Source organism: Streptococcus sp. 2018037 (assembly GCF_019754195.1).
Taxonomy (GTDB): Bacteria; Bacillota; Bacilli; order Lactobacillales; family Streptococcaceae; genus Streptococcus; species Streptococcus hashimotonensis.
Genome location: NZ_JAIJZQ010000022.1, coordinates 1 through 16,713, shown reverse-complemented (window position 1 = coordinate 16,713; position 16,713 = coordinate 1). Strand labels below are relative to the sequence as shown.

General features: G+C 43.4%; 13 protein-coding genes and 1 pseudogene. All 14 read left to right on the top strand.

What is annotated here, in order from left to right:
• Nucleotides 1-29: 29 nt before the first annotated feature.
• The gene (locus K5Q29_RS08145; RefSeq protein ID WP_205032661.1) at nucleotides 30-923 is read left to right on the top strand and encodes a ribonuclease D; all 894 of its coding nucleotides are present in this window, start codon (nucleotides 30-32) and stop codon (nucleotides 921-923) included.
• 22 nt (nucleotides 924-945) lie between these two features.
• The gene (locus tag K5Q29_RS08140; RefSeq protein ID WP_221877107.1) at nucleotides 946-1,734 is read left to right on the top strand and encodes a hypothetical protein; all 789 of its coding nucleotides are present in this window, start codon (nucleotides 946-948) and stop codon (nucleotides 1,732-1,734) included.
• Between the two features lie 28 nt (nucleotides 1,735-1,762).
• Nucleotides 1,763-1,873, top strand: a pseudogene (locus tag K5Q29_RS08135) (polyketide cyclase); the annotation flags it as partial.
• Nucleotides 1,874-2,222: 349 nt separating this feature from the next.
• A complete protein-coding gene (locus K5Q29_RS08130; RefSeq protein WP_205032659.1) occupies nucleotides 2,223-3,500 on the top strand; it encodes a uracil-xanthine permease family protein in 1,278 nt (425 codons plus the stop codon).
• A 199-nt stretch (nucleotides 3,501-3,699) separates the two neighbouring features.
• Nucleotides 3,700-3,969, top strand: coding sequence for a 30S ribosomal protein S15 (gene rpsO, locus K5Q29_RS08125; protein ID WP_002938849.1), 270 nt, complete (start codon nucleotides 3,700-3,702; stop codon nucleotides 3,967-3,969).
• 340 nt (nucleotides 3,970-4,309) lie between these two features.
• Nucleotides 4,310-4,723, top strand: coding sequence for an XRE family transcriptional regulator (locus K5Q29_RS08120; RefSeq protein ID WP_260619134.1), 414 nt, complete (start codon nucleotides 4,310-4,312; stop codon nucleotides 4,721-4,723).
• Nucleotides 4,716-5,051 carry a type II toxin-antitoxin system RelE/ParE family toxin gene (locus tag K5Q29_RS08115; protein ID WP_024389183.1) on the top strand — a complete coding sequence of 112 codons (336 nt, stop codon included), beginning with the start codon at nucleotides 4,716-4,718 and terminating at the stop codon, nucleotides 5,049-5,051. The genes K5Q29_RS08120 and K5Q29_RS08115 overlap by 8 nt, the downstream gene beginning before the upstream one ends.
• A gap of 251 nt (nucleotides 5,052-5,302) precedes the next feature.
• A complete protein-coding gene (gene pnp / locus K5Q29_RS08110) occupies nucleotides 5,303-7,522 on the top strand; it encodes a polyribonucleotide nucleotidyltransferase (RefSeq protein WP_221877106.1) in 2,220 nt (739 codons plus the stop codon).
• Nucleotides 7,523-7,575: 53 nt separating this feature from the next.
• Nucleotides 7,576-8,193, top strand: coding sequence for a serine O-acetyltransferase (gene cysE, locus K5Q29_RS08105; protein ID WP_024400199.1), 618 nt, complete (start codon nucleotides 7,576-7,578; stop codon nucleotides 8,191-8,193).
• Nucleotides 8,194-8,236: 43 nt separating this feature from the next.
• Nucleotides 8,237-9,097 (top strand): GNAT family N-acetyltransferase, encoded by an 861-nt coding sequence (locus K5Q29_RS08100; protein ID WP_105139265.1) that lies wholly within the window; start codon nucleotides 8,237-8,239, stop codon nucleotides 9,095-9,097.
• Between the two features lies 1 nt (nucleotide 9,098).
• Nucleotides 9,099-9,872 (top strand): nucleoside phosphorylase, encoded by a 774-nt coding sequence (locus K5Q29_RS08095; protein ID WP_105139266.1) that lies wholly within the window; start codon nucleotides 9,099-9,101, stop codon nucleotides 9,870-9,872.
• Between the two features lie 189 nt (nucleotides 9,873-10,061).
• Nucleotides 10,062-11,405 (top strand): cysteine--tRNA ligase, encoded by a 1,344-nt coding sequence (cysS, locus tag K5Q29_RS08090; RefSeq protein WP_105139267.1) that lies wholly within the window; start codon nucleotides 10,062-10,064, stop codon nucleotides 11,403-11,405.
• Entirely contained in the window at nucleotides 11,398-11,796 is a 399-nt protein-coding gene (locus K5Q29_RS08085) for a Mini-ribonuclease 3 (RefSeq protein WP_105139268.1), read from the top strand. The genes cysS and K5Q29_RS08085 overlap by 8 nt, the downstream gene beginning before the upstream one ends.
• 245 nt (nucleotides 11,797-12,041) lie before the next feature.
• Nucleotides 12,042-16,517, top strand: coding sequence for an endo-beta-N-acetylglucosaminidase (locus K5Q29_RS08080; RefSeq protein ID WP_174853604.1), 4,476 nt, complete (start codon nucleotides 12,042-12,044; stop codon nucleotides 16,515-16,517).
• Nucleotides 16,518-16,713 lie beyond the last annotated feature (196 nt).

The window sequence follows — 16,713 nt, the reverse complement described above, 5'->3', positions numbered from 1 at the left end:
GTAAGGATAGGAATGGAGCCAGTAAGAATATGGAATACGTATCAAGAATTAATTTAAAAACAGGAACAGAATTTCGTAATGAATTGATTGACTTTTGCCTGAAATCAGATGAACAATTTCTTGCGATTGGCTGGAGTGGTATTTTTAGTGAGAACGAAGAAGTTGATTACTTAGATTATTATAATGCAGTAAAAAGCCTTTCTAAGAAAATAAATCCAGTATTGAATATTTTTAGGGAAACCGAGGTTGACGATTTATTCTGGACACGTGACTTAGATGGTAATTACTGGATATGCAGAGCAATAGGGACTGCTTTTGCAAAAATCAATCACCGTTTAGATTACGGAGCTTTGTTACCCGTCAAAGCCTTTAAAGTTGGGACACAGGTTCCTGGACAGATAAAAGCTGCGTTCAATAGGGCTAACGCAGGCACAGCACAAAGAATTCGAGAATCAGTCATTATCGAGTATTCTAAAGCCGTCTATAATGAACTCTCTAACGAGAATTATTATGAGATCTCACACTTAGAAGGAAATCTACTGGACAACTTACCTGATTTTGACTTGGAGGAATTAGTGATAGCTTTTATCCAAATCAAGTATAATTACTATGTTTTATCCAATTCAATTGCTCGAAAATCTACAACTATTAAGGTCGAGTGTGAATTCCTTTCTCGAAATACAGATCAGCCTAAAAAAGCAATTGTTCAGGTAAAGGGAAGAAAAGCAGCACCACTGGATGCCCTGCAATTCATTGACTTTTTACAGGATGGGTACGAGGTATTTCTATATGCCCCGACAATTGTAAACGCAGAGAATTTGAACAACCTCGTTGTTATTACGCCAAGTGAGTTACTGGAGTTTTATCATCAGTATAAGGCAGTCTTGTCTGCTTCTATAACACAGTGGGAAAAGTTGTATTAATGAGTTTAACGATGTCTGAGTATTGGAAATCAATCAACTCATAAAAAGTACAGATAAAGGAGAGGGTATGAGGCTACTTTATAAAACAGAACGAAGAAAAAGTACCAAGTATGAAAGTTTCCAAAATGAATATTACCAAAACGGAAATATAGTTGAAAGATATACAACTACTTGGACAAAAATTCCTGGTCGTCTTGAAAGAGACGAAACAAGAACGAAGGAAATACGAAGTTTAAGTGGTTCATGGGAGATTGATGACCCTCGTTTACCACAATGGCTCAAAAAGTATATCGTTGTTGATTCGGATCCAGAATTGTCAACAGAAGAATACATTGCGAAACTTAAAGAAAAAGGATTTCGAGTTTATTTGTGGGGCGATGGTCATCTAATCGTTTTTAAAAATCGAATGGTCAAAATTTTGCTTGAAGCTGTTTGGATGGATATGGTTCCGCTTATTAAGCTCTACTATGGTAAGAAAAATACTACTGAAAGACTATTGACTACTTTTGAGAATGATTGGCTAAGTCAAAAAGTTACCTATCAACAACTATTGGATAGAGAAGAAGAAATTAATCAGGAAAAGAAACAGAATGTATATGATAGGGCTTATCAAAGATTCTATGATATGGACTATGATAGTGAGGCATCAACAAGTCAACTCATCAGACTGTTGAAGAAGATTATTTCAATATCCAAAAAGAGTAATAAAGAATTTTATAGCGATTTACTCGAGCAAGTTCAACAAACTGAACCGAGTCGCGAAAGTTATGCGAGTTTTATGGCCACTATTTTCAAGCATAGGTCACAATAAGCTGTTACTGAATGATATTGTATAAGACTACGCCCACTTTGACATCTATCGCCTCAGAGACGGAAAGATTGTCGAGCACTGGGACAACAAGGAAGTTATACCAGACAAAAAAGACTTGACCAATTTAGGGAAGTTTTAAGAAGGGAATTTTCTCTTCTTTTTTCTTGACTTGATTAGCTTCGCAGTGGATCGCGTGACCAAAATCTGGCCAGAAGAAAAGCGCAGGATGATTGAGTTTGGTCAAAAGATTAAGAAACGGATAAGAGATGCAGGTGATAGCTAAGTTTACTGCTCTGCCATTTTCCCTAAGAGAACAAAAATTAAAAAATCTCTTGCCAAAAGTAAGGGCTTATGTTACAATACCAAGAGCGTAGGTTTTTAAACTCATCCCGTGAGGTGAGAAAGACAACAGGAAAAATTATTAAGGGCCTATGACTATGTATATTTAGAAAGTCTGGGTCTTTTTGTGTACCCAGAATGGGAGATTTATGAGTACAAAAGTCAATCTTTTGTTTGATGTCCATGAGAAACCAGCACCGCTTCAAGGGATTTTGTTGAGTTTCCAGCACGTGTTCGCTATGTTTGGTGCGACGATTTTGGTGCCACTGATTCTCGGTATGCCCGTATCGGTTGCTCTCTTTGCATCAGGTGTTGGGACCTTGATTTACCAAGTGGCAACCCAGTTTAAAGTTCCAGTTTACTTGGGTTCTTCCTTTGCCTACATTTCCGCTATGGCGCTTGCTATCAAGGAAATGGGTGGTGATGTGTCAGCTGCCCAGACAGGAGTTTTCTTCGTCGGCTTGATTTACGTGTTGATCGCTGCACTTGTCAAAGTTATCGGTACTAAGTGGATTGACAGCCTCTTGCCACCGATTGTCATCGGTCCAATGATTATCGTTATCGGTCTGGGTCTTGCCAACTCTGCCGTGACTTCAGCAGGCTTCGTCGCAGACGGAGACTGGAAAAATGTCGTCGTGGCGATTGCAACCTTCTTGATTGCGGCTTTTGTCAATACCAAAGGGAAAGGCTTCGCCAAGATTGTTCCTTTCTTGATTGCCATTGTCGGTGGTTACGTGATTGCCCTCTGTCTTGGTTTGGTTGACTTCACACCCGTTTTGGAAGCGGCTTGGTTTGAATTACCAGGTTTCTACCTACCATTTGAAACAGGTGCCTTCAAGTCGTACAATTTCTACTTCGGTCCAGAAATGATTGCTATCTTACCAATTGCTGTTGTAACAGTAGCTGAGCATATCGGTGACCATACCGTTCTCAGTCAAATCTGCGGCCGCCAGTTCTTGAAAGATCCAGGCCTCAGCCGTACCTTGATTGGTGACGGTGTGGCGACTGCTGTATCTGCCTTTATCGGTGGACCTGCTAACACGACTTATGGTGAAAATACAGGGGTTATCGGTATGACTCGTATCGCATCAGTATCCGTTATCCGTAACGCAGCCTTGATTGCCATTGCCTTCTCATTCTTGGGTAAATTTACAGCCCTTATCTCAACTATTCCAAGTGCCGTTCTTGGTGGTATGTCGATCTTACTTTACGGTGTTATCGCCTCAAACGGTTTGAAAGTTTTGATTGAAAGCCGTGTTGATTTCGGTCAAGTCCGCAACCTGATTATTGCAAGTTCGATGCTGGTATTGGGTCTTGGTGGAGCAGTTCTCAATATCGGTGCCATTACCCTCTCAGGCACAGCCCTCTCAGCCATTGTAGGTATTATCCTCAATCTTATCTTGCCAAAAGCAGAAAAGGCAGAGTAATAAAGAAATAATTGAAAGTCAGCTTCAGCTGGCTTTTTTTGAAAATAGCAGAGCAGCTCAGCTATTTCTCAAATCAGTTGACAAAAGAGCTATTCCTTGATAGAATGGTTAAGGTCCAAAAGGACAAATCTAGCTTTTTCTTGGTTGCAGGTCGCCAACCTGTCACTCGGATTAGGCTCAAAACAAAGGAGAACATATCATGGCAATCTCAAAAGAGAAAAAAAATGAAATCATGGCACAATATGCTCGTCATGAAGGCGACACAGGTTCAGTTGAAGTTCAAGTAGCAGTACTTACTTGGGAAATCAACCACCTTAACGACCACATCAAACAACACAAAAAAGACCACGCTACTTACCGTGGTTTGATGAAAAAAATCGGTCGCCGTCGTAACTTGTTGGCATACCTACGCCGCACAGACGTAAACCGTTACCGTGAATTGATTCACTCACTCGGACTCCGTCGTTAATCAAGATGTGAGAGCGTTAAGAAAGTCCAGCAAAAATAGGAATTCATCGCAGTGTGCTTTAGCACACAAGTTGAATTATCTTTTTTGCCAGACTTTTAGCTCGAACTCAATTCAGAAAGAGCCTGTTTTTCAGGCTTTTTTTGTTTTCTTATTTCCTTTTTGCCAGACTTTTAGCTCGCTCCAACAGTCTGGGGATAGACTGTTGGAGGTTGGAAATGAAGCGAACGTAGTTCGTTTCAACACAGTCTGGGGATAGACTGTTGGAGGTTGGAGATGAAGCGAACGAAGTTCGTGTCAACAATTCAAAAAGATTAAGTTTTTCGGAAAAAAATGATGTTGTTTGGGGTTAAGGATTGATTTTTTTAGATATAAAGATTATGCTATAAATATAAATATAAATATAAATATAAATATAAATATAAATATAAATATAAATATAAATATAAATATAGTGAGGTACGATCTTATGGCCTTAACAGCTGAAAAGAAATTGATTAACTTTCAATCAGAGAAATCACTTGTAGAAGAAGCAAAAGAGGTCTTGGCAAGTCAAAATATGACAATGACACAAGCTCTCAACCTGTTTCTCAAAAATATTGTAGTAACAGGAGAAATTGGGCTTAAAAGTGAAGAAGAACTGGAAAAAGAGCGACTATTTGCCGAACTGCAAGCAGAAGTGATGAAAAATGTAGCTGAAATGAATGCGGGCAACTATCTATCATTGGACGAAATGGAGAGTAAGCTCTTTGGATAAGTACCAAGTAAACCTACCTCTAGCTATATATGAGGAACTAGCTGACATTCGCAGCTACATCAGGGAAGAACTAAAAAGCCCTGATGCTGCGGACAAAAAAATCCAAGAGCTAATAGCAGGACTTAGAAGCCTTGAAATCTTCCCAGAGCGAGGTTTTAACGTAGATGAACGCTCTAAAAAGGGACCGCTAGTCCCAGGTCAGCTGACGCGAGGGCTACCCATCAAAAAGGATTATATAGCTATTTATAACATTGATGAAGCACAAAAGGTCGTAAACGTTCGCTATCTTGTCGCAAGCAAGAGCGACTATATGAGATTGTTCAAATAGAATACACAAAAGAACACTCAGAAAAGCTGGGTGTTCTTCGTTTGATTGAAGAGTATTCGTTTCGTTCAGTTGTTTATATAGCAGGTTAGATTTTCCCTCAAATTCCTTCCTCAATTCCCCACATTTTCCGTCAAATATGATAAAATAAGAAGTATGCGTGGTTTTGTGCAAAAGAGAGTGAAACAAGCTTGTTTGATTGTCTTTTGTAGAAAACACGCAAGAAAAATTTCAGAAAAAATAGGAGACAATTCATGTCAAAACAAGTATTTGAAACGGTTTTTGCTGGCAAGAAATTGGTCGTTGAAACAGGCCAGGTTGCCAAACAAGCCAATGGTGCGGTTGTCGTTCGCTATGGCGACTCCACAGTCCTTACAGCGGCAGTTATGTCCAAGAAAATGGCAACGGGCGATTTCTTCCCGCTCCAAGTCAACTATGAAGAGAAAATGTATGCCGCTGGTAAATTCCCAGGTGGCTGGATGAAGCGTGAAGGCCGTCCGTCAACTGATGCGACCTTGACAGCTCGTTTGATTGACCGTCCGATTCGTCCAATGTTTGCAGAAGGCTTCCGTAACGAAGTACAAGTCATCAACACAGTGCTTTCTTACGATCCAGATGCCTCTGCTCCAATGGCAGCCATGTTTGGTTCTTCATTGGCATTGGCAATCTCAGACATCCCATTCAACGGCCCAATCGCAGGAGTGCAGGTTGGTTATGTCAATGGTGAACTCATCATCAACCCTGACAAGGCTCAAATGGAAGAGTCTCTCCTTGACTTGACAGTAGCTGGTAACAAGGATGCCATCAACATGGTAGAGTCTGGCGCTAAAGAGTTGTCAGAAGACATCATGTTGGAAGCCCTCTTGAAAGGTCATGAGGCTATTCAAGAACTCCTTGATTTCCAAAATCAAATCGTAGCAGCAGTCGGCAAGGAAAAGGCAGATGTGGAACTTCTTCAAGTGGACCCAGAATTGCAGGCTGAGATTGTCGCAGCTTATAATGACGATTTGAAAAAAGCGGTGCAGGTTGAAGAAAAATTAGCCCGTGAAGATGCGACCAATGCCGTTCGTGAGACTGTCATCGCAGCTTACGAAGAAAAATACGCTGAACACGAAGAATTTGACCGCATCATGTGTGATGTCCATGAAATCTTGGAACTCATGGAGCACGCAGAAGTTCGTCGTTTGATTACAGAAGACAAGGTCCGTCCAGACGGCCGTCGTGTCGATGAGATCCGTCCGCTGGACGCAGAAGTGGACTTCTTGCCAAACGTTCATGGCTCAGGTCTCTTTACCCGTGGTCAAACTCAGGCACTTTCAGTCTTGACCTTGGCCCCAATGGGTGAAACTCAAATCATCGATGGTTTGGATGATGAATACAAGAAACGTTTCTTGCACCACTACAATTTCCCACAATATTCAGTTGGTTCAACTGGTCGTTATGGTGCACCAGGTCGTCGTGAGATTGGTCACGGTGCCCTTGGTGAGCGTGCTCTCGAGCAAGTTTTGCCGAGCTTGGAAGACTTCCCTTACGCTATCCGCTTGGTCGCAGAAGTCTTGGAATCAAACGGTTCTTCATCACAGGCTTCTATCACAGCTGGTACCCTTGCCCTCATGGCAGGTGGTGTGCCAATCAAGGCACCAGTTGCAGGGATTGCCATGGGGCTGATTTCAGACGGCACCAACTATACTGTCTTGACCGATATTCAAGGTCTTGAAGACCACTTTGGCGACATGGACTTCAAGGTGGCGGGTACCCGTGACGGTATCACAGCTCTTCAAATGGACATCAAGATTGACGGTATCACACCGCAAATCTTGGAAGAAGCCTTGGCACAGGCTAAGAAAGCTCGCTTTGAAATCCTCGATGTGATTGAAGCAACTATCCCAGAAGTTCGTCCTGACTTGGCACCAACTGCACCGAAGATTGACACTATCAAGATTGATGTAGATAAGATCAAGATTGTCATCGGTAAGGGTGGCGAAACCATCGATAAGATTATTGCAGAAACTGGTGTGAAAATCGATATTGACGAAGACGGTCTTGTGGCGATCTTCTCACCAGATCGCGATGCGATTGAGCGGACCAAGGAAATCATCGCAGGTCTTGTTCGTGAAGCAAAAGTGGATGAAGTCTTCCAAGCAAAAGTTGTTCGTTTGGAGAAATTCGGTGCCTTTGTCAACCTTTTCGACAAGACAGATGCTCTGGTCCACGTTTCTGAAATGGCTTGGACTCGTGTCAATAAACCAGAAGACCTAGTTGAAATTGGCGATATTGTCGATGTTAAAGTCATCAAGATTGATGATAAAGGACGTATCGACGCTTCTATGAAGGCTCTTCTTCCAAAACCAGAAGGTTATGTGGAGCCAGAAAAACGCGAGCGTTCTGACAGACCACGCCGTCATAAAGACAACAAAGAGAAAAAAGATAACAACTTTGGTGAATTCAAATTCCACAAGGTTGAAAAGAAATAAGCTGAGTAGACAAGTTCGGTAGCGGGCTTGTCTTCTCGCTAGAAGGAGTGACTATGGGTTGGTGGAAGGACACCATTGAGATTGTAAAAGAAAAAGATCCGGCAGCACGGACGACCTTGGAAGTTCTTTTGACCTACCCAGGTGTCAAGGCCTTGGCTGCCCACCGTCTGTCCCATTGGATGTGGAAAAAAGGCTTTAAATTACTAGCTAGGATGCACAGCCAATTTTGGCGCTTTTGGACCAATATTGAAATTCATCCAGGTGCCGAAATTGCTTCGGGAGTCTTCATTGACCATGGAGCTGGTTTGGTTATCGGAGAAACCGCCATTATCGAATCAGGTGTTATGCTTTATCACGGCGTAACGCTTGGTGGAACAGGAAAGGATACGGGCAAACGCCATCCAACTGTCCGAAAGGGTGCCCTGGTCTCTGCACACGCACAGGTTATTGGACCTGTTGAAATCGGAGAAAATGCCAAAGTGGGTGCAGCTGCCGTTGTCCTAGCCGATGTTCCAGCAGATGTGACAGTGGTCGGTATGCCAGCTAAAATTGTCCGTGTACACGGTCAAAAAGATGAGAAGGTCATTCATGACATGGAAGATGGCCGTGAACACTACACGACTAAGCTTGCGGAATTACGAGAAGCCAGCCACCATTCGTCACATTTGTAGGAAAGCCTTCCTATGTGAGTAGTTATAGAGATAAGAGGTCAGCATGATAATAGCAACTAATGTTCTAAATCCCAAGCAGTTATCCGCTGCAAAAACTCTGATAAGCACTGTGCAATCCCATGACGGCACCTATCGTGACCCTTACCTGTCAAATATGCTCAACTTTGACCCTGAAATGCCAGCTTTTTTCTTGGCTTATCAAGGTGAACAGTTGGTGGGACTCTTGACTGTGTATGCCGATGATGAGGATGTGGAACTGGCGATTCTCGTGCATTCAGACTACCGCAGACAGGGGCTGGCACGCAAGCTCTATGCCAACTACCAGGCGGAAACGGCTAAGTATCCTATCGCTAGTGTGACCTTTCAGACCGAACGTGTCTTTCTGGACAAGCACCCAGAACTTGCTAAAGCCTGGGACTTGGTTGAAAATACGGATACTGAGACATGGTTGGGTCGTGAACGAGGGCCTTATCAGATCTCACAACAGGCTGAACTCGTCGTGAATTTGGCAAAACCTCAAAATGCAGACGACATTGCACGTTTTCAGACACAGGTCTTTGATAGCGACTATGAGGTGGCTCTTCGTTACGCACGCGAGGCTATCGCTGATGCAGACAGCTTGCTTTATCTTTTGGAACATAGCGGAGCGGTTATCGGCTCTTGCACAGTAGATATCTCGACTGATGATAACTACCTTTACGGTTTAGCTATCGCCCCAGACCAGCAACAAAAAGGTTACGGCACTTACTTAGTCAAAGCTGTCATCAATGACCTTATCACGAAAAACGAAAAACCTTTTCAAATCGCCGTCGAAGATGACAACCTCATTGCTAAGCGGCTGTATAAAAATATCGGTTTTACCAAGCAGACACAAGTGGTCTACTTAGACCCGAAAGAAGGTTGATATGCTGCTAGAAGAATTTGAACCAAGTCCTGCTGTCATTGAACCGACGGACAAGGCTATTCGTGGTGGTGGTGAGGTATGTGAGACCATGATTTTCTCTTTCAATGGGGAAATCGTAGACCGGGTCCGTCAGCTACCTGAAAGTAGAGAAGGTGGCTACTTAGAAAGCATTAACGGTTGCCATCCTTGGTATATTTTGGAAAGAGATGGACTGCGAGTTGCGGTCATGTTGGCAGTCGTCGGTGCTCCCATGGCGGTTGGTCACTTGGAGGAACTGAAAGCCTGTGGCTTTGAGAATTTTATCGTTCTGGGTTCTTGTGGGGTCTTGGACGAATCACTTGCTGCGGATAAGATTATCCTTCCTAGCTCTGCTCTTCGGGATGAAGGAACCAGCTTCCACTACGCTCCTGCCAGCGATGAAATCAGCTATGACCCTGCTTTGCTATTGACCATGGAAAAGGCCTTGGATCAAGCAGGAATCGAACACGTGCAGGCCAAGACCTGGACGACGGATGCTTTTTATCGGGAAACAGCTGCCAAGGTCAAGCGTCGCCTAGCCGCTGGTGCCATGGTGGTCGATATGGAAGCTTCTGCTATCATGGCCTGGGCAAACTTTCGTCAGGCCAAGGTCTATCAATTTTTCTACACGGCAGACTATGTGGACCACCACAAGAATGAATGGGATGTCCGTCGAGAGGAACGGATGGCTGACAGTATGACCTTCTTTGAAGTGGCCATGGCGATTGCAAGAAAATTAGAAAGTACATCATGTTAAAAAAATTAGTAAGACAAAACTGGCCTTATGTGTTGACCTCCATCGCTGGAACAATTCTATCTATCCTTAAGTTTTCCCAAGGAAACTGGCAGTTAGGGATGATTTGGCTGGCAGTGACAGCTTATTGGCTAGTAAAATTGTATCAAAAGTATCAAGTCCTAAAGAATACTCAGAAGTAATGGAGAAACTATGATTAAAATTTACGATACCATGACCCGCAGTTTGCGTGACTTTGTGCCCTTGGAAGAGGGGAAGGTCAAGATGTATGTTTGCGGTCCGACGGTTTACAACTATATCCATATCGGAAATGCCCGTAGTGTCGTGGCTTTTGATACCATCCGCCGCTATTTTGAATACCGTGGCTTTGATGTAGCTTACATTTCTAACTTTACGGATGTGGATGACAAGATTATCAAAGCTGCTAATGAAGCAGGCATGACAACCAAGGAACTGTCTGATAAGTTTATCGCAGCTTTCAAGGAAGATGTGGCAAAGTTAGGTGTCAAACCAGCTACCAAAAACCCTCGGGTTATCGACTATATGGATGAAATCATTGATTTTGTGCAGGTTTTGATTGACAAGGGGTACGCTTATGAAGCGGCTGGCGATGTTTATTTCCGTGTGGAAAAGGCTGAAAACTATGCTCGTTTGGCCAACAAAACCTTGTCTGACCTAGAAGCTGGGGCTTCTGGTCGTGTTGAGGGAGAAGGTCAATTGAAAGAACATCCTTTCGACTTTGCCCTGTGGAAAACTGCCAAGCCAGGTGAAATTTCTTGGGAAAGTCCTTGGGGGGCAGGTCGTCCAGGTTGGCATATCGAGTGTTCGGTTATGGCGACAGAGATTTTGGGAGATACCATTGATATTCACGGTGGTGGTGCGGACTTGGAATTCCCTCACCATACCAATGAGATCGCCCAGTCTGAGTGCAAAACAGGGCAAACCTTTGCCAACTACTGGATGCATAATGCCATGCTCAATATCAATGATGAGAAGATGTCCAAGTCCTTGGGCAATTTCCTGACAGCCCATGATATGTTGGAACAAATTGATGGTCAGGTCTTGCGATTCTTCCTATCGACCCAGCACTATCGCCGTCCACTCAACTACACTGAGAAGGCTATTTCAGATGCGGAAATCAATCTCAAATATCTAAAAAATACTTATACACAACCTGTGCAAAACTCTGTGGATAAGTCAGGTCTTGAATTGCATTTGGCAGCCTTTGAAGCGGCAATGGATGATGATTTCAATGCGGCAAATGGGATTACGGCTATCTTTGACTTTGCCAAATGGATCAACTCTGGCAACTACGATGAAACTGTAAAAGTAGCCTTTGGAAACATGCTGCAAGTGTTCGGCATTGTCTTTGAAGAAGAAGTATTGGACAGCGAGATTGAAGCCTTGATAGCAGAACGTCAAGCAGCGCGTGCCAATCGGGATTTTGCGACGGCTGACCGAATTCGTGATGAATTGGCAGCCCAGGGCATCAAGCTCTTGGATACCAAGGATGGTGTGAGGTGGACACGTGACTAAGGCAGTAGATGTCAATCTCATCAATGGAATTGCCCTGGCTTTTGAAGGGGATGCTGTCTATTCCATGTATGTCAGACGGCACTTGATCTTCAAGGGGCTGACCAAGCCCAACAAGTTACATGGTGAGGCCAACAAATACGTTTCTGCCAAAGCCCAAGCAAGCCTGATTTCTGCCCTCTTAGAAGCTCAGCTATTGACCGAAAAAGAGGAAGAAATCTACAAGCGGGGGCGTAATGCCAATAGCCACACCAAGGCCAAGAATGCGGACGTAGTCACCTATCGAATGTCCACAGGTTTTGAAGCGGTTTTGGGCTATTTGCACATGACCGAGCAGATGGAACGCCTGGATGAACTGGTAGGCTGGTGTATTGATTTTGTAGAAAATAATTAACTAAGACAATGAGGAGGGGAACTTCCTCTTTTTTGTTTTCTCTAAACTAAAGTTCTTTTTATCTGATTTAAAGAAGGGGACCATGAGGGCTTGAAGGTCATATTTTTCCTCTGTACAATGGAATTAATAAAACCTGATAAACTTCGTGTGATAGCTGTTCTATCAAAGGTAGCATGTGCCAACTAGGATCTGGAAAGGAGGAATGTGAGAACAGCTGTTGCGCTACAATTGTGTAGGAGGAAAATATGACAAAATGTGATTTCGACAAACGTGAGCGATTCGGTATTCGAAAATTTACAATAGGTGCCTGTTCTGTTTTGATTGGTGCGACCTTATTTGGAACACAGATTTCTGCGGACCAGCTAGAAAATGTGGACAGCTTGTCAGAGCCAGCTGTTGAGCTCTCTTCGGTAGGGAACGAACATGTGGAAAAGACCGAAGCTGAGGAAGGAATATCATCAATTTCAGCAGATGAGAAAGCGGTGACCGAAGAGTTGAATGGAGAAGCATCTGTATCAGATAGTAGAGAAGAAAAACTGCCTTCAACTCCGTCTGATAATCCAGAAAATAGACTAGAGGACACAGAGGAAGCGGAAGATAAAGAGGTAGATTCTTCGGATTCTGGTCTGTTGCTTTCTGATTTTCCTCAGGTAGAGGATCAAGGAATTCGTCCGAAAGAGATTAAGTTTGATAACTGGGATCAGGTGCTTGCTTGGGAGCCGGGTGCTCGTCCAGATGATGATTTGAACCGCGCTTCTGTAGAGTTGGTTGAGCGCTTTAGAGGGCATGTCGTCAATGAGAGAGCCAATGAGAATGCAAAGGTAGAAGCTCTTTCAAATACCAACTCTAAGGCGAAAGACCATGCCTCTGTTGGGGGAGAAGAGTTTAAAGCCTATGCTTTTGATTATTGGCAGTATATTGATTCAATGGTGTTTTGGGAAGGCTTGATTCCTAGCCCAGACGTTATTGATGCTGGACACCGTAATGGTGTGCCTGTTTTGGGAACGATTTTCTACAATTGGTCCAGTAGTATTGAAGACCAAGAGAAGTTTGTGGCTTCTATGAGACAGGATTCTGATGGAAGTTTTCCTGTGGCTCGTAAGTTGGTAGATATGGCAAAATACTATGGTTTCGATGGTTATTTCATTAATCAAGAGACTACAGGAAGCTTGGTTCAACCACTAGGGGAAACAATGAGAAACTTCATGCTCTATACCAAGGAATATGCAGAATCGATTGGTTATCCGATTACGTATTCTTGGTATGATGCCATGACCTACGAATATGGTCGCTATCACGAAGATGGTTTGGGTGAGTACAACTATCCGTTTATGGAAAAGGAAGGAGACAAGGTCCCTGCGGATCGTTTCTTTGCGAATTTTAACTGGACACGGGCGAAAAATAACTATTCAATCGAAGTTGCGAAACGAATCGGTCGAGATCCATTTGATATTTTTGCTGGATTTGAATTGCAACGGGGAGGCTCTTACAAAACACAAATTAACTGGGATGCTCTGTTTGATGAAAATGGGAAATTGAAATTATCACTCGGTCTGTTTGCGCCAGATACCATTACAAGTTTGGGTGCGACGGGTGAGGATTATCATGAGAACGAGAATATCTTCTTTACAGGCTATCAAGGTGATCCAACCAAGCAGAAACCTTCGGATAAAAATTGGTATGGCTTGGCCAATCTCATTGCGGATAAGACGGCTATTACAAGCAGTAATTTCAATAGTTCCTTTAATACAGGGCACGGGAAAAAATGGTTTGTAGATGGCAAGGTTGCCAAAGATGGGGAATGGAATTATCGCTCTGTGTCTGGTATTTTACCAACCTGGCGGTGGTGGATTGAAGCAAGTGGTGGAAAGCTTGCTGCGGCTTATGATTTTGATGATGCCTATAATGGGGGCAACTCTCTTCGTTTTACAGGCGATTTGGAAAAAAATGGTAAGCAGGAAGTTAAGTTGTATTCCACCAAGATTCCTCTATCAGAAACAAGTCGTTTAAGGGTTGCGCACAAAGGAGGGCAAGGTGCAAATATCTCCCTAGCTCTAGCGCTTGAACCAGATTATCAATTTGCGAATAAAGAAGCCTGGCGCTTGCTTAAACTCTCAGGAGATTGGCAAGATCAGACTTTTGATTTATCTAGTCTGGCAGGAAAGACAGTGTACGGTATCCAAGTGGTTGTTGAAAATGAAGCAGCGCTGTCGGATTTTGATTTTCGTTTAGGGCAGTTGGCTATTTATGACCAAGAAAATTCACCTACTGCACCGAAAGATGGGCAAGTCCTTGCTAAGCGATTGAAGAATGCCCAAGATGCTGAAGCTGTGATTAGCTTTACAGGGACAGATGATGCAGACTATTATGAAGTATATGCGCAGGTTGACGGACAGTGGAAATTGCTGACAGGTTCTTCTAATACAAGGATTTACCTCCCTCAGCTAGTTCGTTCTGCTCAGGCAGAAGGTCGAACCCAAGCTTTGAAAGTTCATGCCGTTGGGAAAAACGGTTTGCGTTCGGAAGCAGGGGAGTTTATCTTTGATTGGGAAATGACGGTGAAAGATACTAGCCTTCCTAAACCATTGGCAGAAAATATTGTTCTCGGAGCAGAAGTCATCGGTTCAAGTTTTGCTAAAAAAGAAGGTGGAGAAGGCATTGAGGGCATGTTGAATGGGACCATCACCAGTCTGTCAGATAAATGGTCTTCCCATCAGTTGAGTGGCCATGTAGATATTCGTTTGACCCAACCTCGGACAGTCGTGCGATGGGCTATGGATCATGCTGGTGCAGGTGGTGAATCGGTCAATGATGGCTTAATGAACACCAAGGATTTCGATCTCTATTATAAAAATGAGAATGGTGACTGGGTGTTAGCCAAAGAAGTTCGTGGCAATCGTGATCATGTGACAGACATCGTATTGGACAAGCCAATTCGAGCGCAGGAATGGCGTTTGGATGTCTTGACTTCTGATAATGGTACTCCTTGGAAGGCCATTCGTATTTATAATTGGCGCATGTATGAAGAATTGGACATGGAGACACCAAACATTCCGATGACCCATGCTGTTGCTCGCCATCTCGGTAATCATCAGATTCAAGTAGGTTTCAAGGATGTCCCTGCCAATCGGAAAATAGCGCTTTATTCTAGTCCAGATGCCGTAAAACCACTGGCAGAATTGGAATCGACAGAGTCAGGAAATCTTATATTCGACCCGATTCGCTTTGAGTCCCTACCTGAGTTCATTTACTACCGTACTCTGGAGGAAGGAAGGGATTGGAGCAATCTATTGGCCATTCGCGTACCGCAAGGTGAAAAAGTCGTGAAAGCGATGGAATGGATAGCTCCCCTAGAGAAAAAAGTTTACCGACAAGGTAGTCCTTTATCGCTTGCAGGAGCACAATTCCGTGTAGCTTTTGAAGGAGATTGGCCTGCTGAACGAGTGAATACCACCAATCCGGCAGTTACAGTAAGGGGATATGATCCGCAAAAATTAGGTGAACAAACATTGACCGTTTCCTATCTAGGCGAAACACTTGCTCAGCCACTGACGGTATATGTTGTTGAAGATATAGCCCAAGGTGAGAAAAAAGCAGTCGGGCTAGAAATCCAACAGTTACCAAAAGTGCAGTATGTTGTAGGAGATGATTTGGATGTTACAAATGGTCGATTTGCTATTATCTATGACGATGAGTCAACTCAGTCCTTCTCTTTGACAGAAGCTGGAGTAGAAATTGTTGGTTTCGATTCCCGTAAAGAGGGGCGTCAGAGCCTAGGTTTGCGGTATGCTGGTTTGGAGACTTCATTTGATGTCCTTGTTTCACCGAAGCCAATCGTCAATGATGAGTATCTAAAGCAGAAAATAGCAGAAATTGAGGCTCTACAAACCCAAACAGCCTATCTCTATTCTAGTGAGCAGACACAACTTGCCTTGCAAACTGCCTTGGAAGAAGCTCAGTCTGTGGTGGCAGATACCAATCGGACAGTCGAGCAGGTTGAAGCCGCTCAAACTCTTTTAGAGAAACAGTTAGGAGAGCTGGATGGGGAGAAACTTTACCAAGCAGATCTTGGGCGTCTCAATCAGCTAATCCAAGAGGTGAAAGGAATAGATACGCCTATAAATTCTTCTGAGCTGAGTTCTTTACTTGAAAAAACTGAGAAAATTTTGGGTTCAGATAGTATTCGTCCAGATGAGATGAAGGAGCTGCTCAATGAATGGACTGATTTGTTTGAACAGTCTAGTCTGGTAACGCATGTCGGTACAAGAGATTCGATGGAATCTAAGAATTTACTGGCTCCTGAAAAACCGAGGATGGATTTGACCTATGAGCTGGTGCCGAGACAAGTCATCAAACGGACCAGCACTGATTTGCCACTGGGCAAAGAGCGAATTGTTCAGGAGGGGGCGGATGGTCAAATGATGGTAACTCACCTAGTCTATAGTGATGGCCGTCGCGAGCTGTATTCACGAACAGTTGCTGATGAGAGTCAGCCGAAAATAGTGGAGGTCGGCAGCGGTTTGCCTATCCAGCAGGAGAAGACTTTAATGGTAGAAAATAGCCCGCAGGTTGAAAAACAGATCAGAGATGCTTCTCTGCAGAAGAGCGGTCTTCCACAAACTGGTGATACCTATCAGGAGAAGTATGTCCTTCTTGGGTTAGTTGGTATGGCTCTGGCTGGCCTATCTCAGTTAGCTAAGCTCAGAAAGCAAGGTGAATAAAATAAATAGTCAGGGGTTGTTCCCAATGTCATTAAGTTAACTAACCTATCACATTTTGTGGTGGGTTATTTTTTATGTTACACTAAAAATAAAAGGGGAAAAGTCATGCTAGATCAGATTAAAGCTCATTTACTTGATAGTATTAACGACATCGTTTCCACCGCAAACCAGTTTGTGCTTCATCCTGAAAAAGATT

Bases quoted from the DNA above. Each gene is read 5' to 3' on its own strand.
- K5Q29_RS08145 (WP_205032661.1), top strand. From the start codon at position 30: ATGGAATACGTATCAAGAATTAATTTAAAAACAGGAACAGAATTTCGT.
- K5Q29_RS08130 (WP_205032659.1), top strand. From the start codon at position 2,223: ATGAGTACAAAAGTCAATCTTTTGTTTGATGTCCATGAGAAACCAGCA.
- rpsO (WP_002938849.1), top strand. From the start codon at position 3,700: ATGGCAATCTCAAAAGAGAAAAAAAATGAAATCATGGCACAATATGCT.
- pnp (WP_221877106.1), top strand. From the start codon at position 5,303: ATGTCAAAACAAGTATTTGAAACGGTTTTTGCTGGCAAGAAATTGGTC.
- cysE (WP_024400199.1), top strand. From the start codon at position 7,576: ATGGGTTGGTGGAAGGACACCATTGAGATTGTAAAAGAAAAAGATCCG.
- K5Q29_RS08100 (WP_105139265.1), top strand. From the start codon at position 8,237: ATGATAATAGCAACTAATGTTCTAAATCCCAAGCAGTTATCCGCTGCA.
- K5Q29_RS08095 (WP_105139266.1), top strand. From the start codon at position 9,099: ATGCTGCTAGAAGAATTTGAACCAAGTCCTGCTGTCATTGAACCGACG.
- cysS (WP_105139267.1), top strand. From the start codon at position 10,062: ATGATTAAAATTTACGATACCATGACCCGCAGTTTGCGTGACTTTGTG.
- K5Q29_RS08080 (WP_174853604.1), top strand. From the start codon at position 12,042: ATGACAAAATGTGATTTCGACAAACGTGAGCGATTCGGTATTCGAAAA.